The sequence below is a fragment of the Marinobacter sp. Arc7-DN-1 genome (assembly GCF_003441595.1).
Lineage (GTDB): Bacteria > Pseudomonadota > Gammaproteobacteria > Pseudomonadales > Oleiphilaceae > Marinobacter > Marinobacter metalliresistant.
This window is the reverse complement of sequence record NZ_CP031848.1, coordinates 2989301-3012647: the sequence shown is the minus strand read 5'-3', so window position 1 is coordinate 3012647 and position 23347 is coordinate 2989301. Positions and strand designations below refer to the sequence as shown.

Below are 23347 nucleotides of genomic sequence, written 5' to 3'. Positions count from 1 at the left end.
CTGTTATTGATCGGGGTGCTTCCGCCGATAACCCATATCGGTTTACTCAACTCTGACAAGTACCCCTTTTCCCAGCTCGGACAACCGGTTTCTGCCATCTGGCGCCGGATACCGATACCCGGCACCGGCCGTATCATGAAAAGGTCACCGTTTCGGCCAACCATGGCCCGGGGGACGCCCTTCGCCTTGGTAATGTCTGCCGGGAATCATCGGGGGGCTCTGCCCAGGTATTTCAACACCAGGTCCTCGTGTATACCTTCCATTTCGATCAGTTTGAGTGCCGCCCTGATATCATCAGCGTATTGGAGCACTGGCGAGTTTTTCGCCACCGCGATGTAGGACCGCTCACCAGGCACGAAAAATGGGGAGATATCGGCTTTAATGTCCAGTTTGTCAATCACATAGAGTCCTGCAAGTTCCGGAGCAATCACCACATCCACCCGGCCTTTCTGCATCATCCGCATCAGGTTTTCGTAGCGCGGCGCAGGCTCTTTCAGCAAATTTTCATCCGTGTCGAACCGCCGGAAATAGGAAGCACCCTCAAGAACACCAATGGCCCGGCCATAGAGATCCGAGTAGCGTTCGATCCTGTGCTCCTTATGCAGGTAAAAGAAGAGGCGGCGTTCAGGTGGAAAAGCCGGGGTCACCAACTCCATCAGCTCCGCCCGCTCCTCGGTCTCCAGAGGGCCGAGCATTACATCCACCGCCCCCTGCTGAACCATCCTCAAAACCCGGCGGAAAGGCGCCTCCCGGTAATGCACTTTCCAGCCCAGGCGGTCTGCGATTTCCTCGAATATTTCTACGTAGAGGCCAGTTCTCTCACCATTTTCGATAATCCTGTACGGAGGTGCATGGCTGGCGCCCACGGTTACTGTCAGGGCTTCCACGGTTTCCGTGCCCTGCTGGGCCGTGGCGGGAAGCGCCAGCGCCATCACGAAGGCGGCTATGAATACTCGCATTCCTGTCGTCCTTGCCTGTGTGCTTTTTGCGTTTTTTCAGGATCTGGCCATATATGTCCAGAGTATAGACGGTTCAAGATCTGCGGGGGCCGGATTTACGTAACGGTGGTTGAATTCAGCCACCGACGGCACAAGGTTGTTTCACAGACCAGTCAAGAAGTGCCATTCATTCGTTAACGTTAAGGACAGACACCATGAAGATTCTGATGGTTCTCACCTCACATGACCAGATGGGCGATACCGGCCACAAGACCGGCTTCTGGCTCGAGGAGTTCACCGCACCCTACTACGTTTTCCGGGATGCCGGCGCGGATATCACCATTGCCTCGCCGAAAGGCGGCCAGCCACCGGTGGATCCCAACAGCGAGACGGAAGAAGCCCTGACCGAAACCACCCGGCGCTTCCAGGAAGATCCCCACGCCAAGGAGTCCCTGGCCAGCACCAGGAAGCTGAGCGACGTGGACATGAACGAGTACGACGCCATCTTCTACCCGGGCGGCCACGGCCCGCTGTGGGACCTGGTCAACGACGACAAATCCGTCGCCCTGATCAAGACTGCGTACGAGCAGGGCAAGGTCATCGGTGCCGTATGCCACGCGCCGGCCGTGTTCAAGAACGTGGAAATCAAGCCCGGCCAGAACATTGTTGGCGGCCGGGAAGTGACCGGCTTCAGCAACAGTGAGGAAGAGGCGGTGGGCCTGAGCGGCATTGTGCCTTTCCTGCTGGAAGACATGCTGAAGGAAAACACCGCCACCTACACCCGGGGTGACGACTGGGCACCGCATATTGTGGTGGATGGCAAGCTGATTACCGGTCAGAACCCGGCGTCTTCCGAAGGGGCGGCGAAGGCCGTCGTGCAGGCCCTGCAGGAAAGCTGACCGGTTGAAATCGGGGTCAGATGAAAATGGGGTCAGATGAAATTTTCATCTGACCCCATTTTCATCTGACCCCATTTTCAGTCCCTCTCTCCGGCGTGGCTGATCAATCCGCCGGGCGCACCCGCCTCCAGCAACTGCCGTATGTGGTCCGGTATTGTCACCTTCCCCATAACCGAAGGCTGAATCACTACATAGGTGATGTCGGCGTCGGCTATAAAGGCCTCATCTCCGTACCGTAAAAACTCCAGATGCAACGTGAAGGACGTGTTGCCGATTCGCCCAGTGCGAATCCGGGCCTCAAGAACCTCATCGAATTTTGCCGGAGCTTTCCAGTTCACCGTGAGACTCACCACCTGGATGTCCAGATCCTGGTCCAGCAGATTCTGGTAATCCCCGAACAGCATGCGGATGTATTCGTTGACCGAAATATCAACAAAATCCGCATAACGGGCATTAAACACCACACCCTGGGCATCACATTCGCCGTAGCGGACGCGGAAGCGAAAGTGGAAAGGCAGATCACCAGCCATGAAGCTCCCCGATTAAAGTTCAGTTACCGATCCCAACAGCATCTCATATCTGTGCTAACGTGTTGAGGAATATCTCAAAAGGCTGGCCCTCTCCATGAGCAATCCCAAACACACCCTTTTCTGGATGACGATTTTCCTCGGCGTGGTCGTGGTTGTCGGCGCCCTGATCCACAAACCCCTGATCTCCGCCTTTATGGCCAACTGGGTCTTCAACCTCCTGATTCTGGGCGTACTGATTGTCGGCATTGCCCTGACCTACCGACAGGTGTTTGTGTTATTCCCGGAGCTGAAGTGGATCGCCCAGTTCCGCACCGGCCACGCCGGGCTCTCGGTAGTCCAGGAACCGCGGCTGCTGAAGCCACTGGCCCGGCAGCTGGGGGAGGACGCCAAGCGCGATCGTTTTACCCTGTCTACCATGTCCCTGCGCACGGTGCTCGATGGCATTCATTCGCGTATGGACGAACAGCGGGAAATTACCCGATATTTCATCAGCCTGCTGGTATTCCTCGGTCTGCTTGGCACCTTCTGGGGGCTGCTTGGCACCATCAATTCGGTCGGTCAGGTGATCACCGGCCTGGACATGAGCCAGGAGGACTTCGGCAAGGTGTTTGCCGAGCTTCAGGAGGGCCTTTTGACACCTCTTGAAGGCATGGGCACGGCCTTCAGTTCATCCCTGCTGGGTCTGGGCGGATCGCTGATTCTCGGCTTCCTCGACATCCAGGCCGGCCATGCCCAGAACCGGTTCTATGACGGGCTTGAGGAGTGGCTGACCGGCGTGACCAACCTGGTGGACCGGGTGGATGACAGGAAAGACCTGTCATGATCGGATCCAGACGCCGCAGCCGAAGCACCACCAACGTCTGGCCGGGTTACGTCGATGCCCTCTCGGCGCTGCTGATGCTCGTGATCTTCATGCTGCTGGTCTATGTGGTGAGCCAGCTTTATCTTTCCCAGACCCTGTCTGACCGCGACACCCAGTTGGCCCGCCTCAATGCCCAGTTGAACGAATTGTCGGAGCTTCTGGGCCTGGAGCAGAACAAGACCGATGCCCTGGAAGACCAGATGGCCAGCTTTCAGGACGATTACAGCGCCAGCCTGACCCGAAACGACAAACTGGTGAACCAGCTCGAGTCCACCCGCGAGCAACTGATGCAGCAGACCGCCATGGCCGAAGCCCGGGCCGAGCGGCTGGCAAGCATGGAGCAATCCATTGATGAGAAAGAGGAGATGTCCGCCAGCCAGCAGGCGATGATCCTGCGGCTGTCCAATCAGATTGCGTCGCTGCGGGAGCAACTGAGGCAGATCGCCTCCGCGCTGAAGTTGCAGGAGCAGATGACGGCGGAAAAAGAGCAGAAACTGGAACAGGTCAGCCGGCGGCTGAATACCTTGCTGGCCGAGCGCGTAAACCAGCTCGAACAGTACCAGTCGGAATTCTTTGCCCGACTACGGGACATCCTCGCCAGCAACGAGAACATCCGGGTGGTGGGCGACCGTTTCCTGCTGCCCTCGGAGTTGTTGTTTGCCTCGGGTTCGGCAGAACTTGGTGAGGATGGCATGCGCGAACTGGACAAGCTGGCAAAAGTGTTGCTCGCTGTCGCCGACAAGATTCCGGAGGATGTCGACTGGATTCTGCGAATTGATGGCCATACCGACGTTGTGCCCATCAACACCCCCAAATTCCCCTCCAACTGGGAGCTTTCCACCGCCCGCGCCGTGGCCGTGGTCCGCTATCTGGCAGCACAGGGGGTGCCCGAGCGACGCATGGTGGCCGCTGGCTTCGGCGAATTCTTCCCGGTGGCAGAAGGCACCTCGCCAGAAGCGCTACAGAAGAACCGGCGGATTGAGCTCAAGCTGACGGATCGCTGACCGGGCGCGGCCCGCGCCGCCAGCCCCGATCAGCGGCCCATCAAAAATGAATAACCGTCCGGATGCTCTTACCCTCATGCATCAGATCAAACGCCTTGTTGATATCCTCCAAAGGCATTTCATGAGTAATAAACACAGCCAGCGGAATCTCGCCCTTCTCGGCCTTTTCCACATAGCCCGGAAGCTCGGTACGGCCCTTTACACCACCGAAGGCTGAACCACGCCAGACCCGGCCGGTCACCAACTGGAACGGGCGGGTGCTGATTTCCTCGCCGGCGCCGGCAACGCCGATGATGGTGGATTCGCCCCAGCCCTTGTGACAGGCCTCGAGTGCCGCGCGCATCAGTTTCACGTTACCCACACACTCGAAGGTGTAGTCCGCGCCGCCGTCGGTCATCTCGACGATCACTTCCTGAATCGGCTTGCCGTAATCGTTGGGATTGACCACATCGGTGGCACCCAGCTGTCTGGCGATGTCGAACTTGCCCGGGTTGATGTCCACACCAATGATCCGGCCGGCTTTCGCCATCTTGGCACCGATGATGGCGGCCAGGCCGATGCCGCCGAGACCGAAGATGGCCACAGTCGCGCCTTCTTCAACTTTGGCGGTGTTCAGAACCGCGCCGATACCGGTGGTCACGCCACAGCCCAGCAGGCAGACCTTGTCCAGGGGTGCTTCCCTGGGAATCTTCGCCAGGGAGATTTCCGGCAGCACAGTGTACTCGGAGAACGTGGAGCACCCCATGTAATGGTACAGCGGCTGGCCCTTGTAGGAGAAGCGGGAGGTGCCGTCCGGCATCACGCCCTTGCCCTGGGTCGCCCGCACGGCACCACACAGGTTGGTCTTGCCGGAGGTACAGAACTTACACTCTCCGCATTCGGCGGTGTACAGGGGAATCACATGGTCGCCGACTTCCAGGTTCTTCACGCCAGGGCCTACGGCCTCGACAATACCACCGCCTTCATGGCCGAGGATCGTCGGGAACAGTCCCTCGGGATCAGCCCCTGAGAGGGTGTAGGCATCAGTGTGACAAACACCGGTGGCAACGATACGCACCAGGACCTCGCCCTCCTGCGGCGGGGCAACATCAACTTCAACGATTTCCAGCGGTTTGTTGGCTTCAAACGCCACCGCGGCACGGGATTTAATCACTGGCAGGCTCCTCTGGATCGATCGGGAATCTCGGCTATTGCGGATCCCGGTTATTTGACGGACTCTAGACGACCGGTCTAATATAGCAAACATGACAACGAACGACACCCGCACTCACATTATTCACACCGGCGCCGACCTGATCGGCGAGAAAGGTTTTGGCGCAACCGGCATTAATGCCGTGCTGACGGCCGCCGGCGTGCCCAAGGGGTCGTTCTACCACTACTTTAGCAGCAAGCACGATTTCGGCCTGGCGGTCATTGATACCTTCGCGGAGGAATACGACGCCAAACTGGATCGGATTCTCAACGACACCAGCCGCACCTGCGTGGACCGCTTGCGCGCCTACTTCGATACCGGCTTTGAGACCATGACCAGTTGCGAGTACACCCGGGGCTGCCTGATCGGCAATCTGGGCCAGGAGCTGGCAGGGCAGAACGAAGCCTTCCGGCAACGGCTGGACACGGTCTTTGCCAGTTGGGAAAAACGGTTCGAACAGTGCCTTCGTGAGGCCCAACGGGCCGGGGACATCAGCGCCGGCATAGACCCGGCCGACGCCGCCAGCTTTCTGCTATCCGGTTGGGAGGGCGCCATCCTGCGCTCTAAGGTTCTCAAGTCCACGGAACCCATGGAGCGGTTCGTGCGGGTCTTTTTCAAGCAGTGCCTGAACATCGACTGAACTTTTTTTCGATCACTGACTAGTAGACTGGTCTAATTAATAGCATTTAATCTTAAGAGTATTTCATCTGAAGGAGGATGCCCGATGAGCAACCAGAACGATCCACTGTTTCAACCGTGCCACCTGGGCCAACTGGCCCTGCCCAACCGGGTTCTGATGTCGCCACTGACACGCTCCCGCTCAAGCCAGCCCGGGGACGTTCCCAACGACATGAACGCCCGCTACTACCAGCAACGGGCCAGCGCCGGCCTGATCATCAGTGAAGCCACCCAGGTATCACCACAGGGCAAGGGCTATGCCTTTACCCCCGGCATTCATTCGCCCGAGCAGGTTGAAGGCTGGAAGAAGATAACCGGTGCGGTGCACATGGCCGGTGGCCGGATCCACATGCAGCTGTGGCACGTGGGCCGGATTTCCCATCCGGATCTGCAGCCGAATGGTGAGCAGCCCGTTGCGCCTTCCGCCATCAGGCCCGAAGGCGCCAAGACCTTCATCAGCGCCGACTCTGGCATGGTGGATATTCCGGAGCCACGGGCCCTGGAAACCGGGGAAATGGCCGATATCGTCGAGCAATACCGCCAGGGCGCACTGAACGCAAAGCAAGCCGGCTTTGATGGTGTTGAAGTCCATGCCGCCAACGGCTATCTGCTGGACCAGTTCATCAGGAGCGGCAGCAACCAGCGCACCGACGAGTATGGTGGCTCGGTGGAAAACCGCCTGCGCCTGCCGCTGATGGTGATCGAAGCCGTTATCGACGTCTGGGGCAAGGACAAAGTCGGGGTTCGCGTCAGTCCCACCGGCAGCTTCAACGCCATGAACGACGACAACCCGGTTGAGACCTTCGGCGCCTTCGCCCGGCACCTGAACGACCTGGGCATTGCCTATATCGAAGTGGTGGAGGACTCCTTCCAGGGCAATCATGCCAACGGACGCCCGGAAGAGGTGATCGATGCCATCCGTGCCGGCTTTAAAGGCACCTATATCGCCAACGGTGCCTACACCGCTGATGAGGCCCGGAAGCGCATCAACGAAGGTCGCTGCGATCTGGTCAGCTTCGGTCGCCCGTTTATCGCCAACCCGGATCTGCCGGAGCGCTTCCGCCAGAATGCGCCGCTGAACGAGTGGGACGACAGCACCTTTTACGGCGGCGACGAGCACGGATACACCGATTACCCAACGCTACAGGAACTCGAAAAGAGCGCCTGAATAAAGCTTTCACTCCCAAAGGAGACACGCCATGAGCAATACCAACGACCCGATCAACAGCAAAGTCGTGATTATCACCGGTGCCAGCAGTGGTCTCGGTGAAGCCACTGCCCGCCGCCTGGCCGACAGGGGTGCCAGGCTGGTACTCGCCGCCCGCCGTGAAGATCGCCTGAAAGCCCTGGCGGAGGACCTGGAATCCAGGGGCGCCGAGGCAATCTGGCAGGTCACCGACGTGACCGACCGCGCCCAGGTGGAATCCCTGGCCGCGGCGGCTAAAGAGGCCTTCGGCCGGATCGATGTGCTGGTCAATAACGCCGGCCTGATGCCTCTGGCGCCGCTGGACGCCCTGAAGGTAGACGAATGGGAACAGATGGTGGACGTCAACATCAAGGGCGTGATGTATGGAATCGCGGCGGTGTTGCCAACCATGAGGGAACAACACAGCGGACACGTCATCAACCTGTCGTCCGTCGCCGGCCACAAACTGTTTCCGGGGGCCGCTGTCTACTGCGCCACCAAATACGCCGTCCGGGCTCTGTCTGAAGGGCTGCGCATGGAAGCGGGTGACGAGATCCGCAGCACCAACATCTCGCCGGGGGCGGTGGCGACCGAGCTCACCAGCACCATCACCGATCCGGACGCCAAACAGGCGGCGGATGAGCTCTACAAGGTGGCGATTGATTCCGACGCCGTGGCCCGGGCCATTGTTTATGCCATCGAACAGCCCGCGGACGTCGATATCAACGAAATCATCCTGCGGCCCACGGCCCAGGAGCTGTAACACCAACCCGGTCCTTCAAATCCGTCGCAACGCCGCAGTGCCCCATCTAGCGGCGTTGGCGACCCATCTTCAGAGATTTCCCTTCCTCCCATCCCATATCCTTGTGCCCCGAAACTCAAAGCCATTCAGCCGTATTTGATTATCCCGTTTGAAATCCTCAGGAATCTGGACTACCCATTACCATGTATCTGGAATCACCGCACCGGCTGATTTTCAGGCGTTGGCACGGCATGTTCAGAGGTACAGCAAGGCACTGAATTCACCCATTGGGGGAGCAGGCTCATGAGTCATAAATTTTCCCGCAGGAAGTTTCTCAGAAATTCCTTACTCGGCACCGGCGCAATGACCCTTGGTTTTCCGGCGTTAAACGTTAACGCGCAAGAACACAGGATTCGTTGTGGTGTCGTCACCTCATTATCCGGCGCAAATCGTTTTGGTGGTAACCTGACCCGCCGGGGTTACGATCTGTGGGCCGAGGAAATCAACAAGCTTGGAGGCATCGAGATTGCGGGAAAACGGTATCCCGTGGAGATGTTTTATGGTGATGCCCAGTCGAGACCGGCCTCTGGTGCAGATGCCGCAGAAAGACTGATCATCCAGGACAAGGTCGATGTCCTGTTCGGCCCCTATACCTCTGGCGTCACCCTCGCAGTGCAACCCATCAGTCAAAAATACAGGGTGCCGATGATTTCTGGATCCGCCGAATCACCGAATGTCTGGCTGGCAAAACCGGCGTTCAATTTCGGGATGATTCCGGCCGTGGATCTCACGACAGACAAGTCTATGGTGGTGCTGGCCGACACACTCGGTGATCGGGCAAAAACCGCTGCGGTTATCGGAGTTGATGAACCATTTTCCAAGGAAACAGCGGAGGGTTTCCGCAAGGGTGTCGAGGAGTCTGGGCTGGATCTTCTGAGTTATGAGCTGTTTCCTGCCGAATCCGATCTGTCGGCTATTGTATCCAAGCTCAAATCGAGCAACCCGGATATCGTGGCTGTCGGTGGGCATGAAAGCGTCTTTATTAATTTCGTAAATACAGCCAAGGCACTGAATTATAAGCCAAAGGCCCTCATCATGCACTACGGTGTAACCTCCGCAGCGTTTATCAACGAAACTGGAAGCGGGTCAAACGGCATTCTCGGTGTTTCCGTGTGGACCGCCGGATTACCGTACAAGGACGAACTGTTTGGAACCGCAAGTGACTACTCAGACCTGTCCTTTTCAAGGTGGGGCACGCGGCCTGATTACACCGAAGCGGCCTGTTCAGCCAGTGGCCTTGTGCTCCAGGACGCTGCACGCCGGCTCGGGAAAGCGCCGCCCTGGGATCAGGGAACCCGTGCGGAGCTCGCCAAGGCGATTGAAGATACCGACATTGAAACCTTCTACGGCCCGGTGGGATTTGCCAAGGAAGGCAGTCACTACCACAACAATACCAGGCCCGTACCGGTTGTCATCCAGATCAAGAATGGCGATGTCGTGCCGGTGGCTCCGGAAAAGGCGGCCAAGGGAGAGCTTGTCTACCCAATCCCCGGCACTTCCTGACGTCGAGCCGGATGTATAATCGCCGATAGCTCTCCTGACGGAAAAGCTGCCGGCGACGGTAACAACGCGTGGATAAGGAGTACCGACTTGGACCTTTTCCTGCAAACACTTGTAAATGGCATCCTGATCGGCGGGATCCTGATTTGCCTGACGATCGGATTCCAGCTCACCTTCGGCGTGCTCCATGTAATCGACTTCGCTGTCGGGGGCTGGGCGATGCTTGGGGGTTACACCGCCTACTGGCTGGTAACCCTGGCCGGCATTGACCCCTTTATCAGTATTTTCCTGGTTTTTGCACTTTTCCTGCTGATCGGCCGTGGGCTGGGCCCTTTGATATACCGTGTCAGAACCAGCCGGTATGCCCGACCAGACCTGATGGCACTGGCCTTTACTTTCGGCATATTCCTGTTCATGCGTGGGGGCGCCCTTTGGCTTTGGTCCTACAACAGCCGCAGCGTCGAATCCGTATTGTCGGGTCAGTTCCTGAGCCTGGGTCCAGTCACCATTCCCCTGATGCGATTGTCCGCCTTTCTCATGGCGCTGCTGTTCAGCCTGGGACTGTTTATTCTGCTCTACCGGAGTCGTTTTGGCATGGCCGTAAGGGCCCTGGCTCAAAACCGTGACCATGCCGGACTGATGGGCGTAGATGTGAAGCGGGTTTCCGCCTGGGTGTACGGCATATACACCGGTTTGACTGCCTCCGCCGGGGTACTGATCGCAACCATCTATTCCGTCAACCCGACCGTAGGCATCCGCTATACGCTCTTTGCATTTTTTGTCGCAGTGCTCGCCGGGCTCGGATCGGTTGGTGGCGTTCTGGTCGCCGGCCTCGCTCTTGGTCTGCTTGAGGCCTATGTCGCCACCTATATTGGCGCCCGATATTCCTTACTGATTGTTTTCGGAACCCTGTACCTCGCCCTTCTGGTTGCACCGAAAGGAGTTCTGGGACGTGGCATCTAAACCTGTTCTGACCCCAAAATTCATCGTCCGGGCGGTTCTGATCGGCGCCATTGTGGTCGCCCTGGCGGTATTGCCCGCCTTTATCGACTCTTACACGCTCAGAATTGCCACCGGCGCACTGATGTGGGCGGGCCTGGCCTGTGCCTGGAACATTGTGGGTGGTTACGCCGGGTATATCAGTTTCGGACACTCGGCCTTCTTCGGAATCGGTGCCTACACCACCGCCATCCTGATGCAGTCTGATGTTGGCGCCTCGTTCTTTGTCACCCTGCTGCCGGCGATTATTCTGGCAATCGCCGTCGCTGTGGCCATTGGCGGGCCGACCATGCGGCTCAGGGGCGCCTATTTTGCCATTGCAACCTGGGCGTTCGCCGAAATGCTGCTGCAACTGGTCACGGTTCTGGACGTTACCGGTGGCACAGCCGGGCTCTCCCTGCCTGCCTACCTTAATGAATTTTTCTTCTACTACACCATGCTGATCGCAGCGACGGCCAGCTTCGTCGGCACCTGGCTGTTAATCGAACATTCACGCTTCGGGTTCAGGATCAAGGCCTTGCGGGATGACGAACCGGCCGCCGAATCGCTGGGCATCCGAACAAACCTGGTCAAAGTCCAGTCCTTTGCGCTCTCGGCAGCCATCACCGCACTTTTCGGAAGCATCTACGCATACTGGACAACCTATATCGACCCCCACTCCGTCATGGGACCGGAGATTACCGACCAGATGGTCGTTATGGTACTTCTCGGCGGGCTTGGAACCGTCTGGGGCCCTGCCCTGGGCGCGGTATTACTCTGGATCACCAATCGTTACATCTGGTCGACGTTCGGGGACACCGTCATATACCTCCCCATACTCGGCGTTATTATCGCGCTGGTGGTTCTGTTCCTGCCCAACGGGTTGATTAGCCTTGTCGTGGGTCGCCAGCGCGGCAAGGAACTTATTTCCAGCATTCTCAGCAAACTTTAGGAGAAGGCCTCTGATGTCACCTGCTTCCCGTAAAGCCGAGTCACCAGGGCACCCACCGCTGGCCATAGAGTCGGTTGCCAAGCACTTTGGTGGGATTACCGCAGTCGACGACGTCTCACTGTCAGCCGGTGCTGGTGAAGTGGTTGGGGTGATTGGCCCTAATGGCAGCGGTAAGTCGACGCTGTTCAGTCTCGCGGCAGGAGGCCAGAAGCCAGATACCGGGAAGATACGTCTGCTGGGAATCGACGTTACTGGCTGGCCCACCTGGAAAATCGCCCGTACCGGCATAAGCCGGACCTTTCAGATTCCTTCCCTGTTTATCAATATGACGGTCAGGGACAACTTACTGGCAGCCGCCGTCGAAGGAGACTGGCAAAATGCCCGTGACAGGATGGAAGATACTCTGGAAATGCTGGAGATCAGCCACGTGGTCAACAACCTGGCCTCAGAGCTTTCCGGCGGTCAGCAGAAACTGGTGGAGTTCGGCCGGGTCTGCATGCGCGACCCGAAAGTGATTTTGCTCGATGAGGTCACTGCAGGCGTGCACCCGAACATACGCCAGATCATTCTGGGCGCCATACAGCGATTACGAAAAACCGGCATCACTTTTTTGGTCATTGAACATGACATGGAAATGGTGAAAGAAATCTGCGACCGGCTAGTGGTGATGGATCAGGGCAAAATCGTCGCGGAAGGCGATTTTGAAACCATTGCCAGCGACACCAATGTCCAGAAAGCCTACCTGGGGCGCACATGAGCAACGAGTTGAGAGTCGACAATCTGATTACCGGTTACGGCAAACAGGAAATCGTGCATGACATTACCGTTTCTGCCCGGCCGGGGCAGATAACCTGCATTTTCGGACCCAATGGCAGCGGGAAGTCCACTGTTATAAAGGCTATTGCCGGCCTCCTACCTGCATGGTCCGGGCGGATAACTCTCGGCAATACCGAGCTCACCGGATTACCGGTACACAACATGGTGCGCAAAGGCATTGTGATGATGCCCCAGGGCGGGGGGGTATTTCCGCGATTTACCGTCATGGAAAATCTCAGAATGGGTGGCTATGCGCTGGACAACAAGCGTGTCATTGAAGACCGCATTGAATCATTGATTGCGGATTACCCGAACCTGCAGCGCCGCAGGAATACCCCGGCGGGCTCACTGTCGGGGGGAGAACAGATGATGGTGGCCATCGCCCGGGCTCTGGTAACAGACCCGGCGTTTGTGATGCTTGACGAGCCATCGGCCGGACTCTCGCCGGCGCTGGTCCACGAAACCATGGAGCGGGTTGTCAGCCTGAAAGAGCGAGGGGTCGGCGTCATCATGGTGGAACAGAATATTCGTGAAGCCTTACCCGTCGCCGACAGTGTTTATATCTTTGCGGGTGGGAAGCGTAAATTTGCAGGTACAAAGGAGGACATCAAGGATGACAATCATTTGATGTCGATCTATATGGGCGGCAACTGAGACAAGCCACGGCAACCTGTTTTCGACCCTCTACCGCCTTCTCCAATACCTTTACGATCTGGTTTTCAACACCTCCGGCACTTTCCATGCTCATCGCTTCAAGGACTGGCGTTACGGCGCGGCATGGCGTGAAGAGCAGCTGATCGACTATGATGTGGGGAGCAACTACGGTAGCCGGCAATACCTCGTCGGCGTAGGAGCCGGCCCCAGAGGTCTGAGGCAGTTCAACCCCGATAAGCCGACGCAACAGCACGATCCCACGGGCACCTTCGTGGATCACTGGGGCGGACAAGCGGAACAGCCCGCGGGATTACACAGTGGATGCAGCAGACTGGCCTCTGTTGTGACAGGCGTGGCAGCTATGACAAATTCCGGAAATACCAGCACAGCGCGGGACACCCTGGCCCGCATTATCGACACCACTGCGCCGGGCACACTGCTAAGCTGCGGAGCTCTGGCCACAGAGGTATCCCGGTTCTGGCAACAGCATCGGGAAGACATTCACCTGCACACCCTGGACACCAGTGACCCCAACGCCAGCCTGCCAATGGACCGTGTTGCGGATCTCGCACTGATCAGCGACACCCTGGAACATCTGCCCCACGGCGAAGGGGCGCTGCTGCTGGGCCAGCTCAGGAACTACAGCACCCATCAGATAGCCGTGCTGGTGGGCGAAGCGCCGGACTGGGCCTTTACCGATTTCATCGGCCTGGGCTTCCGGCGCCATGCCGAGCTGGAAAGTGAGAACGGCGTACTCACGCTGTACACCTACAACCTGGATACTTACAACCATAAACGGACCTGGAACAATCCAGAGAACTGGGCCAATCCGGAAATGTGGGGCAAAGCATGGTGGTAAAAAACGAGGTGGTGAACAGCCCGTCTTCAGGAAAACTCAAACCCAGCACCATCCGAATCGGCACCCGGTACCGGGCCAACCGTCTGAAAGGTCCCTACGATGCCATCGTGATCGGCTCCGGCATTGGCGGCCTGACCACGGCAGCGTGTCTGGCGAAGGCCGGCAAGAAGGTTCTGGTGCTGGAACAGCATTACACCGCCGGTGGCTATACCCACAGCTATGCCCGCAACGGTTACGAGTGGGATGTGGGTGTGCACTATATTGGTGACATGGGCTTACCCCATACCCTCGGCCGCCGGCTGTTCGACTACATCACCAACGGCAAGCTGGAATGGGCCCCCATGGACGAGAACTACGACCGGTTCTTTCTGGGCGACAAGGTGGTCAACCTGCGCGCCGGCAAGGAAGGCTTGCGGCACTCGCTGCTCAGCGCTTTCCCCGATGAACAGAGCGCCATCGACCAGTACCTGAAGCTGCTGGACAAGGTAGCCGACGGCATGCAGTGGTACACCCTCTCCAAACTGACCCCCGGCATTCTCGGCCCCATTGTTCGCAAGGGCCTGGATGTGGCACTGCCGGAGTGCTTTAACAAGACCACCTGGGACGTACTGAGCGAGCTGACTGACAACCAGGAACTGATTGGCGCCATCACCGGCCAGTGGGGCGATTGCGGGGTTACGCCGAAACAGTCCAGCTTTATGGTCCATGCGCTGATTGCCAAACACTACCTGTATGGCGGTTTTTACCCTGTCGGCGGCGCCTCGGAAATCGCCAAAACCATTATTCCGGTGATTCAGGAGTCCGGCGGAGAGGCATTCACCTACGCCGATGTTACCGAGATCCTGGTCGAAAAAGGCAAGGCGACGGGTGTACGCATGGCCGATGGCGAAGAGATCCGCGCGCCCCTGGTGATCAGTAATGCCGGTGTCATCAATACCTTCGAGAAGCTGCTGCCGGCCGCTGTAGCCGAAAGAACCGGCTATCAGGGCAAACGCCAGCACATCACCCCGTCCATGCCTCACATTGGCCTGTACATTGGTCTGAAAGGCACGCCGGATCAGCTCGGGCTGCCCCGCACCAATTTCTGGATATACCCGGGTGCCGATCACGATGGCAACGTGCAGCAGTTCCTTGACGACCCCGAGCACGCGGATTTCCCGGTGGTGTACATCTCCTTCCCGGCCGCCAAGGATCCGGATTACCAGAACCGCTGGCCGGGCACCTCCACCATCGAGATAGTCGCCCCCACCACCTGGGAGATTTTCGAGCCCTGGCAGGACACCCCCTGGGGCAAGCGTGGCGAGGACTATGAAGCCCTGAAGCAGAAGATCACCGACCAGTTACTGGAGGTGATGTACGAAAAGCTGCCGCAGTTGCGGGGCAAGGTGGATTACGTGGAAACCTCCACCCCGCTTTCCACCGCCTGGTTCTGCCGTTATGGCCGGGGCGAACTGTATGGCCTGGATCACAACCCGGAACGGTTTGAACAGGACTGGCTGAAACCCAAAACCGACATTCCCGGCCTTTACCTTACCGGCCAGGACATCCTCACCTGCGGGGTGGTGGGCGCCATGATCGGTGGCCTGGTCACCACCCTGGCCATTCAGGGCTGGCGCGGTACCGGACTGGCGAAGCGAATCTTCGTGGGTTAATGCCATTGGCAATGCCTCCGGGGTTGCGCGATCATGGCTGCCCAACATCTCAGGTAATAAAGGGAACCTGTTCATGGCCCTGTTCAGCCAGAAAAACGCAGAGAAACAGTTAAACGCGGAAGCCAGCAAGGTCCATCGGGAAGACCTTGAAAAACTGCTGGACCGGCAACGCGCCATTGAGGAAAAAGTGAAAGGCAGCGGCAAACTGAAGCGTTTCAGTGCGGATATCCAGCTGATGTTCTCGATGATCCGGGACTACTGGTACGGCAATTACCGCAGCGTTCCCTGGAAGACAATCGCAGCGGTGGCGGGAGCGCTGCTGTATGTCATGAACCCGCTGGATGTTATCCCGGATCTGATTCTGGGTTTCGGTTTTCTCGACGATGCCGGCGTGGTCGCCCTGTGTCTGAAGCTGGTGGAATCCGACCTGCACCGTTACGCGGCCTGGAAAGAGCAGCAGGAAGAGGTGAAAAGTGTCCCTCAGACGAATTGATTAAACTCTGAACTGAAGGTAACCTCACCCCCCCAGTTCTGTCGGCACGTCAATCAAATCTGGAGTTCCCGTGGATTTCGCCACTCTTATTGGTCTTGCTGGCGCCATAATACTTATCGCCTCCGCAGTGATTCTCGGCGTATCGCCTTTGGTTTTTATCAATCCTGCGTCACTCTTGATCGTTGTTGGCGGCACGTTGCTGGTGGTACTTGCCAAGTTCAGCATTGCCCAGTTTTTCGGCGCCTTCAAGGCCGCTGCCAGGGCATTCAAGTTCAAGTTACCGGAAACCCAGGCCAGCATTGAAGAACTGGTGGATATCGCCAATGTCGCCAGAAAAGAGGGCGTACTCGGCCTTGAGGGCCGGGAAGTAAGTAGCCCGTTTCTGGGGCAGGGCATCCAGATGCTGGTTGACGGCCAGGACGGCAATACCATCAAGCAGCTGCTGAGCAAGGAACGCCTGATGACACTGGAGCACAACCGCTCCGGCGCCAAGGTTTTTACCGCCATGGCGGACGTCGCTCCGGCCATGGGCATGATCGGCACCCTCATCGGTCTGGTTCAGATGCTTTCCAACATGGAAGACCCGAAATCCATCGGCCCCGCCATGGCCGTTGCGCTTCTGACCACACTCTATGGCGCCATGATCGCCACCATGATCGCTACGCCCATCGCAGACAAGCTGTCTCTGCGAATGACAGAAGAAGCCCGGATGCAGTCGCTTTACACAGACGCTCTTGTGGCCATTCAGGAAGGCACCAATCCGCGGATTATCGAACAGATGCTGTCAAGCTACCTGCCACCGAAGGAGCGTGAGAAACTGGTCGAAGCCGAGGGCACATAGGCATGGATGAGCTGCCGGAAGAGGAAAAACCGGGCATCCCCGCCTGGGTAGTCACCTTTGCAGACCTGATGTCCCTGCTGATGTGTTTCTTTGTTCTGCTGCTTTCGTTCTCGGAAATCGACGCCCAGAAGTTCAAGCAGATTGCCGGCGAACTTTCCAAGGCCTTCGGGGTCCAGCGCGAGGTACCGGTGCTGGAAATACCCAAGGGCACCAGCCCCGTTTTTGACACCTTCTCGCCCGCCCCTCCGGAGCCCACGGTAGTAAATGAAGTAAAGCAAACCACCACGGATGAACAGCCGGAGCTGCAGACCCTGAAAAGCCCCGCAGACCTGGCCGTGGAGGCCGCGATCCAGGACCAGATAAAGGAAACCATGGGCGATCTTGCACAGGTGCTGGAGCCGGCCATCGCCGACGGACGCATCAACGTCAGCCAGGACCAGCGGCGCATCGTGATCCGCGTCGAGGAAAAAGGCTCGTTTCCATCAGGCTCCGCACAGCTGACCTGGGAGTTCGAGGGCCTCCTGCTGGAAATGGCGAAAGTTCTGGCCACGATTCCCGGCAACCTGACCATTGAAGGCCATACCGACAACGTGCCCATCCGCACAGAACGCTTCTACAGCAACTGGGACCTGTCCGCGGCCCGGGCGGCGGCTGTCGCCAATGTATTGCTGGCCCGGGATTACGTGCAGCCCACCAGGCTTGCGGTAACCGGGCTGGCGGATACCGAGCCGAGAGTGTCGAACACTTCCCCCGGGAACCGCGCAAAAAACCGCCGGGTGGAGATCATCATTGATCTTTCCGAGCCCATGCAGGAACAGGAAATTCGCCTGCGGGAGCTTATTGAGTCCGAATCCGTGGATCAGGAAACGATCATTGGGATCGAGTCCGGCACCCCCTCTTCCGGCGAAATTAGCTGGTAAAAACACGCCAGATTGGTGCATTCACCCTGAAAACGCACAACTATAGTGCGGTAAGCGCCAACCATACCCCGCCAGCCGCTTTCAATATTGCCGCAACCCCCGTCCCACTCTCGAAATGCATTGTTTTGGAACAGCTCTTGCTTATCCTGCACCTCATCAATGCACAATTCCATGCCCTTTCCATGCACAACGGCCCGGAAGAGGCCCGATACCCAACATCAGGAGCGAAAACCCGTGGACATCACGAGTGCAGTAAACACCCTGACTGAAAGCGCCAACACACTGTTCATCCTGATCGGTGCCGTTATGGTGCTGGCCATGCACGCCGGCTTTGCCTTTCTGGAAGTCGGTACCGTCCGCCACAAGAACCAGGTAAACGCGCTGGTCAAGATCATGACCGACTTCGGCATCTCCGCCGTGGCCTACTTCTTCATCGGCTATTACATCGCCTACGGCACTCATTTCATGAGTGGTGCCGCCGAGCTCACCGCCGCCAACGGCTATGATCTGGTGAAGTTTTTCTTCCTGATGACCTTTGCCGCGGCCATTCCCGCCATCGTATCCGGCGGCATTGCCGAGCGGGCAAAGTTCTACCCCATGCTGATCGCTTCGGGCCTGATCGTGGCGTTCGTCTACCCCTTCTTCGAAGGGCTGGTCTGGAATGGCAACTACGGTTTCCAGAGCTGGCTTGAGAACCAGTTTGGTGCACCCTTCCACGACTTTGCCGGCTCCGTTGTGGTGCATGCGGTCGGCGGCTGGATTGCGCTGGCGGCGGTACTGATACTCGGCGCCCGTAAAGGCCGGTATCGCCACGGCAAGGTCGTGGCGTTTGCCCCTTCCAACATTCCGTTCCTGGCCCTCGGCGCCTGGATCCTCACGATTGGCTGGTTTGGCTTCAACGTCATGTCCGCCCAGACCCTCGATGGCATCAGTGGCCTGGTGGCGATCAACAGCCTGATGGCCATGGTTGGCGGCATCCTGGTGTCAATGCTGCTGGGCCGGAGAGACCCGGGCTTTATTCACAACGGACCGCTGGCCGGACTGGTGGCCGTGTGTGCCGGTTCAGACCTGATGCACCCGGTCGGGGCACTGATCACCGGGGGCGTGGCCGGTGCCATCTTTGTGTACCTGTTTGAATGGGCCCAGGCCAGGATTGAACGCCTGGACGATGTGCTGGGCGTCTGGCCCCTGCACGGCGTCTGCGGTGTCTGGGGCGCCATCGCCTGCGGCATCTTCGGCCAGGAGGCCCTGGGTGGCCTCGGCGGCATCAGCCTGACGTCCCAGATCATCGGCTCGGTGGCCGGTGTCATTGTCGGCTTTGTCGGCGGTCTGGTCGTCTATAGTGTTATTAATGCGATCTCCGGCCTGCGGCTGACCGAAGAAGAAGAGTTCAACGGTGCGGACCTGAGCATTCACCGCATTGGCGCAACGGCTATCGAATAGTCTTGTCGGTGGCCCGTCTTTTGCGGCAGGTTTTCATGCCGGCTTTGATCAGATCGCTACCTTTCGCAAGATGCACGTGTTTGAAAAACCGGGCGAGCGCTATTTGCCATACCCCGTCAGTTCCATGTAGCCCACACCGGAGTGACTGCCCGAGACCGTGACCGGGCTCTCCCAGTATCGATAGAGCCCGTCGTTACGGTAGTCTCCGGCCGGCGCGGACACTTCCAGGTGAACCCCGTAGCCGGGAACCTCCAGGCGCCACCGGCGCGGATATCCGCCCTGGCCGGCAATGGGTGCCATACGGATCTGGTCCGGCGTGAGCGCCACGGGCCCTTCCCCTGCCGGAATCCAGGTGCCGGACCGGAAGGCACCGTCGTCCTCCCTCAGTTGAAAGGCCATCAGCCTGTCGCCCGAATCCAGGTGCAGGGCGAACCAGTCCCAGCCCTGCTGCCCGGCCTTGAGAAACTGGCTGCTCCATTCCCGGTCAAACCAGCCCTGGCCCGAGACTTCCAGTGTCTCACCGGCCAGGGTAACCGTGCCTTCAATCTGCAGGTCCACCAGGCTGAAGTACATGGAACCCTCGCCACTGGCGGATTTGGCGCTGAAGCCCTGATTGCCATGGGCGACGGGGCCACGGTTGATGCTCAGAAACAGATCGTAGGACCAGCCATCCGCTGACACCTGCAACCGCCAGGGGCCGTCACCGGACGGGCCGCTGAGTTGCCAGTCATCCAGCCACACCGCCAGTGGCTCCGCAGTCGCGCCGGCATGGCCAACATCGCCGCGGGCCAGTTTCTCCGCAAAATGGTGTCGGCCCTTGAAACTGACCGCGCCATGGGCCATCCAGGCGGCCTCCAGAGGCCATTCGCTGGCGGGAGGCGGTTCGGCATCCACCGGCCTGGGCTTGATGGCCTGACGGAACTGGGTCCATTGCAGACCCAGAGGGTCGCCCCCGGCGGTTTCCAGATTGGCGGTCAGATACCACCATTCAACCCGGTACTGGGGGTGGGCTCCGAAGTCGGCCGGGAAGCTAAGCCGGTTACCGGGACCGGGTTGCAGATACGGCACTTGCGTTTGCGAATCCCGGTCCCCGACCAGCCCAGCAAAGCCGGTTGTTTCCGGTCGATCCGAACAGCCGCTCAGGAAAAGCATGAACACCAGCCAAGCGCTCTTTGTCATCGCTCACCCCCCGACAGGGCACTGGCACTCTCCGGTGCCAGGACTGGGCTCGTGAGCTGCCGGCGCATCAGCAAGGCAATGCCGAGGCCCACCAGCAGGCTCAGCACGCCAAGCTCCAACCAGAACCGCGGATACACTGCCATGGGCAGGGACCAGCCAAAGGCCAGCGGGTTGATGCGATGCACCAGAACCCAGGTCAGCCAGATACCCAGAGGCAGTGCCAGCAACGCGATCGCACTGGTCAGGGAAAGCGACAGCCGGGTCAGCTGAACCGCGGCCTGACGGGGCGAAAGTCCCCAGACCACCAGCAGCCGGAAGTACCAGGCCCGGGTGGAAAAAAACACCCAGCCCATCATCATCAGCGCAATGGTGGCCAGTATCAGGGTCAGTATCGTCATCGCCCGGGTCAGCAGGAAGGTCTGGTCGAAAATCGCGGAGGCCAGGGCTTCGATCGCCCGGTTGTCCCTGACAGTCAGTTGCTCCACAGCCCAGACCTGCTTCAGGCCACTGGCAATCGTATCGATCGGCAGGTTTCCCGGCGATACCGACAAACTCTGGAAACCCGCTTCGAAATCCGTGGGAAGCATGGACACATTAATCAGAACCTCGCCGGCAGGCCGGCCATAATCCGGGTAAACCGCCAGAATCGGGAAATCGCCAACCTGATTGCCGAGTTTGAGCGACAGGAGATCGCCAACCGCCAGTCCCCGCCGGCGGGCCAGCTGTTCATTCACCATCAGCCCCTGTCCCGCTGCCAGCTTTTGCCAGGGCGCGCCGGTGGATTCAAAGAGTTGCCACCCGGTAACCAGGGGGCCAATCGGTCCCAGCGCGAACACATCCACGACCGGGCCCGGTTCACCGCCAGGCTCCATAACCGTGGCCTGGCCCCGAACCACACGATGCCACACCCCGGACGATACGAGTTTCGGCTGTTCCGCCAGCCAGTCCACAGCCAGGCCCGCATCCACTCCTTCCGGTACCTCGATGTAGAAGTCCGCCTCCAGGCGCTGGGCCAGCCAGCGATCAAAGGTGCTTTCAAAGGTCGTGACCAGGGCCTGCACCGCCAACACCATGGCCATGGCGAATTGCAGAGCCACCAGAGGTAAGGCCAGGCGCCGGGCCAGTACCGACAGTTCCCGGTGGCGCCAGCGCGATAGCGGGTCAGCCTCCCGGCTGGCACGCCAGTCCGCCAGCCGGGCAATCAGCAATGGGGCCAGAATGCCGGAGGCCACGAATACCACGGCCACCGCCACGAACAGCCAGACAAGGGCGGGCGCCCAGACAGACAGGCCAATACCCGCGAGCAAACACAGCATCAGGAAACCGCCTTGCCAGCGGCTGCCCATGGACAGCCCACGGGCCAATGGCCGGAGAAAATCCGCCAGGCACGCCACCAGAACGACCACCAGCATGGTGACCACCGGCACCAGCCAGCCACCCTTCTGCCCGGCGTACAGCGGCCTATCGAAAAGCCCTTCCAGCGCCTGACCGAATCCGGTGCCAAGGCCGGTCGCCAGCCACCGGCCGAGCCAGACCCCGGGCACAATACATACCAGCGCCAGCAGCATTATCTCGAGCATTAGCAGGCGGTTGATGCGGCCTCCGGGGACCCCGAAACGATGAAGCAGGGCGAAGCTCTCGCGTCGTTGGGCTAGTCCGAGGAGATAGACGCTGCGTAGCAACAGCGCGGTGATCAGCAACACAAGTACGCCTAACGCATCCATATTCAGGAGGAAGCTCTCTCCCAGTTCTCCGGAATCCGGCCCTACCGTGAAAGGTTCAACCCGGTAACCGGATGGCAAACCTGCATCGCTGTCGGCCCCGGACACCAGTAACGACAACTCGCTCCAATGCTGTTTCGCCAACCCGGCGGCTTCACGGATATCCACAAACGGTGCGCCATCCAGTTCACCGCGCCAGGGCCGGTCTTCCCCGGGGGAGCTCTCAAAGCACCCGGCCGCCAGCGGGTCCAGACCCACAACCCGCCCGGTTTCCGGCGTTGCCACCTCAAGCCAGGGCATGACGCACAGACCCGCCCGCCTGAGTTCAACAAAATCCTGCACCGAAACCGGCTTACCATCCGCCCGTGTCACCTGCCGGCGCTCGGCCACCGCCAACTCACTCCGGTCCAGACTGGCCCGGGCCTGGCTGGTCAGGTGATGAACACCGGTCCAGAGCATGGTGGCCAGCACAATCAGGGCGGCCAGCGCCAGCAGCTGCATGGGGTGGCGGCGGTAGTGGCTGAATAAGGCGGCCAAAAGGGTCATGGCGGGTTCAGGTTCCGGGCTGGTGCCCAAGGTCCAGGCGGTGGCTGCAACGGGTGGCTAATTCGGTATCGTGGGTGGCAAGGATCAGGCCACAGCCGTGGCGGGCCTGAAGATCAAAGAGCTGCCGGGTAACATCTTCAGCCGTGTGGCGGTCGAGGCTGCCCGTAGGTTCATCGGCAAGGATCAGGGCCGGCTTCATGGCAAACACCATGGCCAGGGCGGCGCGCTGGCGCTGGCCGCCAGACACCTGATCCGGATAGCGTTCGGCGAGTTCGCCAATATCCAGGCGTTCGAGCCAGTCCTGGCAGTCAGCCTCACTCTGCCCGGCCAGCCGGGCGCGCAGGCGAACATTGTCCAGCAAAGACAGGGCGGGCATCAGGTTCGCGTCCTGGAATACCACACCGATCCGCTGCCGACGAAGGCTTGCCCAGCGGGCTTCCGCCTGGCTGCCGGCTTCAGGGGCCCGGCTGTCGAAGACTTCACCCAGCACCTGCAACCGGCCGGCGTCCGGCTTTTCGAGGCCGCAAAGGATATTGAGCAAGGTAGTCTTGCCGGAACCGGAGCGGCCTGTCAGCGCCAGAGATTCACCCCGTTCCAGATGCAGTGCGAGATTACTGAGCACGGCAACCGGTTGATTGGCACTGCGGAACTGCTTGTTCAGGCCGCGGGCTGTAAGTAAAGAATCCACCATAGCTACCCATT

General features: G+C 59.2%; 23 protein-coding genes and 1 pseudogene. 18 read left to right on the top strand and 6 right to left on the bottom strand.

Going from position 1 to position 23347, the window contains the following annotated elements; translation table 11 throughout:
• Positions 1-206 precede the first annotated feature (206 nt).
• Positions 207-959: a substrate-binding periplasmic protein gene (locus D0851_RS14140; protein ID WP_117619220.1), complete on the bottom strand. Its 753-nt coding sequence runs from the start codon at positions 957-959 to the stop codon at positions 207-209.
• Positions 960-1153: 194 nt separating this feature from the next.
• Here D0851_RS14140 and D0851_RS14135 point away from each other — a divergent pair, with 194 nt between their 5' ends.
• A complete protein-coding gene (locus D0851_RS14135; protein ID WP_117619219.1) occupies positions 1154-1837 on the top strand; it encodes a type 1 glutamine amidotransferase domain-containing protein in 684 nt (227 codons plus the stop codon).
• Between the two features lie 77 nt (positions 1838-1914).
• Here D0851_RS14135 and D0851_RS14130 read toward each other — a convergent pair whose 3' ends face one another.
• Positions 1915-2367: an acyl-CoA thioesterase gene (locus tag D0851_RS14130; protein ID WP_117619218.1), complete on the bottom strand. Its 453-nt coding sequence runs from the start codon at positions 2365-2367 to the stop codon at positions 1915-1917.
• A gap of 94 nt (positions 2368-2461) precedes the next feature.
• Here D0851_RS14130 and D0851_RS14125 point away from each other — a divergent pair, with 94 nt between their 5' ends.
• Both D0851_RS14125 and D0851_RS14120 read left to right on the top strand, forming a co-directional pair.
• On the top strand, positions 2462-3190 hold the full coding sequence (locus D0851_RS14125) for a MotA/TolQ/ExbB proton channel family protein (protein WP_117619217.1): 729 nt from the start codon (positions 2462-2464) through the stop codon (positions 3188-3190).
• Positions 3187-4233 (top strand): peptidoglycan -binding protein, encoded by a 1047-nt coding sequence (locus D0851_RS14120; protein WP_117619216.1) that lies wholly within the window; start codon positions 3187-3189, stop codon positions 4231-4233. The genes D0851_RS14125 and D0851_RS14120 overlap by 4 nt, the downstream gene beginning before the upstream one ends.
• Positions 4234-4273: 40 nt before the next feature.
• On the opposite strand, the gene D0851_RS14115 is transcribed toward D0851_RS14120, so the two are convergent.
• Positions 4274-5386 carry an S-(hydroxymethyl)glutathione dehydrogenase/class III alcohol dehydrogenase gene (locus tag D0851_RS14115; RefSeq protein ID WP_117619215.1) on the bottom strand — a complete coding sequence of 371 codons (1113 nt, stop codon included), beginning with the start codon at positions 5384-5386 and terminating at the stop codon, positions 4274-4276.
• Positions 5387-5477: 91 nt separating this feature from the next.
• Here D0851_RS14115 and D0851_RS14110 point away from each other — a divergent pair, with 91 nt between their 5' ends.
• From D0851_RS14110 to D0851_RS14040, 15 genes and pseudogenes are all read left to right on the top strand, one after another.
• Positions 5478-6065, top strand: coding sequence for a TetR/AcrR family transcriptional regulator (locus D0851_RS14110; RefSeq protein ID WP_117619214.1), 588 nt, complete (start codon positions 5478-5480; stop codon positions 6063-6065).
• 84 nt (positions 6066-6149) lie between these two features.
• Complete coding sequence (locus tag D0851_RS14105; protein WP_117619213.1) at positions 6150-7271, top strand: alkene reductase; 1122 nt, start codon at positions 6150-6152, stop codon at positions 7269-7271.
• A gap of 31 nt (positions 7272-7302) precedes the next feature.
• Entirely contained in the window at positions 7303-8052 is a 750-nt protein-coding gene (locus D0851_RS14100; protein WP_117619212.1) for an SDR family oxidoreductase, read from the top strand.
• Positions 8053-8334: 282 nt separating this feature from the next.
• Positions 8335-9594, top strand: coding sequence for an amino acid ABC transporter substrate-binding protein (locus D0851_RS14095; protein WP_117619211.1), 1260 nt, complete (start codon positions 8335-8337; stop codon positions 9592-9594).
• An 87-nt stretch (positions 9595-9681) separates the two neighbouring features.
• Complete coding sequence (locus tag D0851_RS14090; protein WP_117619210.1) at positions 9682-10554, top strand: branched-chain amino acid ABC transporter permease; 873 nt, start codon at positions 9682-9684, stop codon at positions 10552-10554.
• Positions 10544-11521, top strand: coding sequence for a branched-chain amino acid ABC transporter permease (locus D0851_RS14085; protein ID WP_117619209.1), 978 nt, complete (start codon positions 10544-10546; stop codon positions 11519-11521). The genes D0851_RS14090 and D0851_RS14085 overlap by 11 nt, the downstream gene beginning before the upstream one ends.
• 13 nt (positions 11522-11534) lie before the next feature.
• Complete coding sequence (locus tag D0851_RS14080; protein ID WP_117619208.1) at positions 11535-12278, top strand: ABC transporter ATP-binding protein; 744 nt, start codon at positions 11535-11537, stop codon at positions 12276-12278.
• Complete coding sequence (locus tag D0851_RS14075) at positions 12275-12991, top strand: ABC transporter ATP-binding protein (protein ID WP_117619207.1); 717 nt, start codon at positions 12275-12277, stop codon at positions 12989-12991. Before D0851_RS14080 ends, D0851_RS14075 begins: the two co-directional genes overlap by 4 nt.
• 154 nt (positions 12992-13145) lie before the next feature.
• Positions 13146-13214 (top strand): annotated as a pseudogene (locus D0851_RS20855) (hypothetical protein); the annotation flags it as partial.
• 138 nt (positions 13215-13352) lie between these two features.
• Positions 13353-13850 carry a DUF6231 family protein gene (locus D0851_RS14065; RefSeq protein WP_227539308.1) on the top strand — a complete coding sequence of 166 codons (498 nt, stop codon included), beginning with the start codon at positions 13353-13355 and terminating at the stop codon, positions 13848-13850.
• Positions 13841-15502, top strand: a complete 1662-nt coding sequence (locus D0851_RS14060) for a phytoene desaturase family protein (protein ID WP_117619206.1) — start codon at positions 13841-13843, stop codon at positions 15500-15502. The genes D0851_RS14065 and D0851_RS14060 overlap by 10 nt, the downstream gene beginning before the upstream one ends.
• 73 nt (positions 15503-15575) lie before the next feature.
• Positions 15576-15995 carry a YkvA family protein gene (locus D0851_RS14055; protein WP_117619205.1) on the top strand — a complete coding sequence of 140 codons (420 nt, stop codon included), beginning with the start codon at positions 15576-15578 and terminating at the stop codon, positions 15993-15995.
• Between the two features lie 70 nt (positions 15996-16065).
• A complete protein-coding gene (gene pomA / locus D0851_RS14050; protein WP_117619204.1) occupies positions 16066-16836 on the top strand; it encodes a flagellar motor protein PomA in 771 nt (256 codons plus the stop codon).
• 2 nt (positions 16837-16838) lie between these two features.
• Positions 16839-17756, top strand: a complete 918-nt coding sequence (locus D0851_RS14045; RefSeq protein WP_117619203.1) for a flagellar motor protein MotB — start codon at positions 16839-16841, stop codon at positions 17754-17756.
• Between the two features lie 234 nt (positions 17757-17990).
• On the top strand, positions 17991-19199 hold the full coding sequence (locus D0851_RS14040; protein WP_117619202.1) for an ammonium transporter: 1209 nt from the start codon (positions 17991-17993) through the stop codon (positions 19197-19199).
• A 99-nt stretch (positions 19200-19298) separates the two neighbouring features.
• Here the strand turns inward: D0851_RS14040 and D0851_RS14035 are convergent, their stop codons facing one another.
• The 3 genes from D0851_RS14035 to D0851_RS14025 are packed head-to-tail and all read right to left on the bottom strand — an operon-like array spanning position 19299 to position 23336.
• Positions 19299-20378 carry a lipocalin-like domain-containing protein gene (locus D0851_RS14035; protein WP_117619201.1) on the bottom strand — a complete coding sequence of 360 codons (1080 nt, stop codon included), beginning with the start codon at positions 20376-20378 and terminating at the stop codon, positions 19299-19301.
• Entirely contained in the window at positions 20375-22645 is a 2271-nt protein-coding gene (locus D0851_RS14030; protein WP_117619200.1) for an FtsX-like permease family protein, read from the bottom strand. Before D0851_RS14030 ends, D0851_RS14035 begins: the two co-directional genes overlap by 4 nt.
• 7 nt (positions 22646-22652) lie before the next feature.
• Complete coding sequence (locus D0851_RS14025) at positions 22653-23336, bottom strand: ABC transporter ATP-binding protein (RefSeq protein ID WP_117619199.1); 684 nt, start codon at positions 23334-23336, stop codon at positions 22653-22655.
• Positions 23337-23347: the final 11 nt, after the last annotated feature.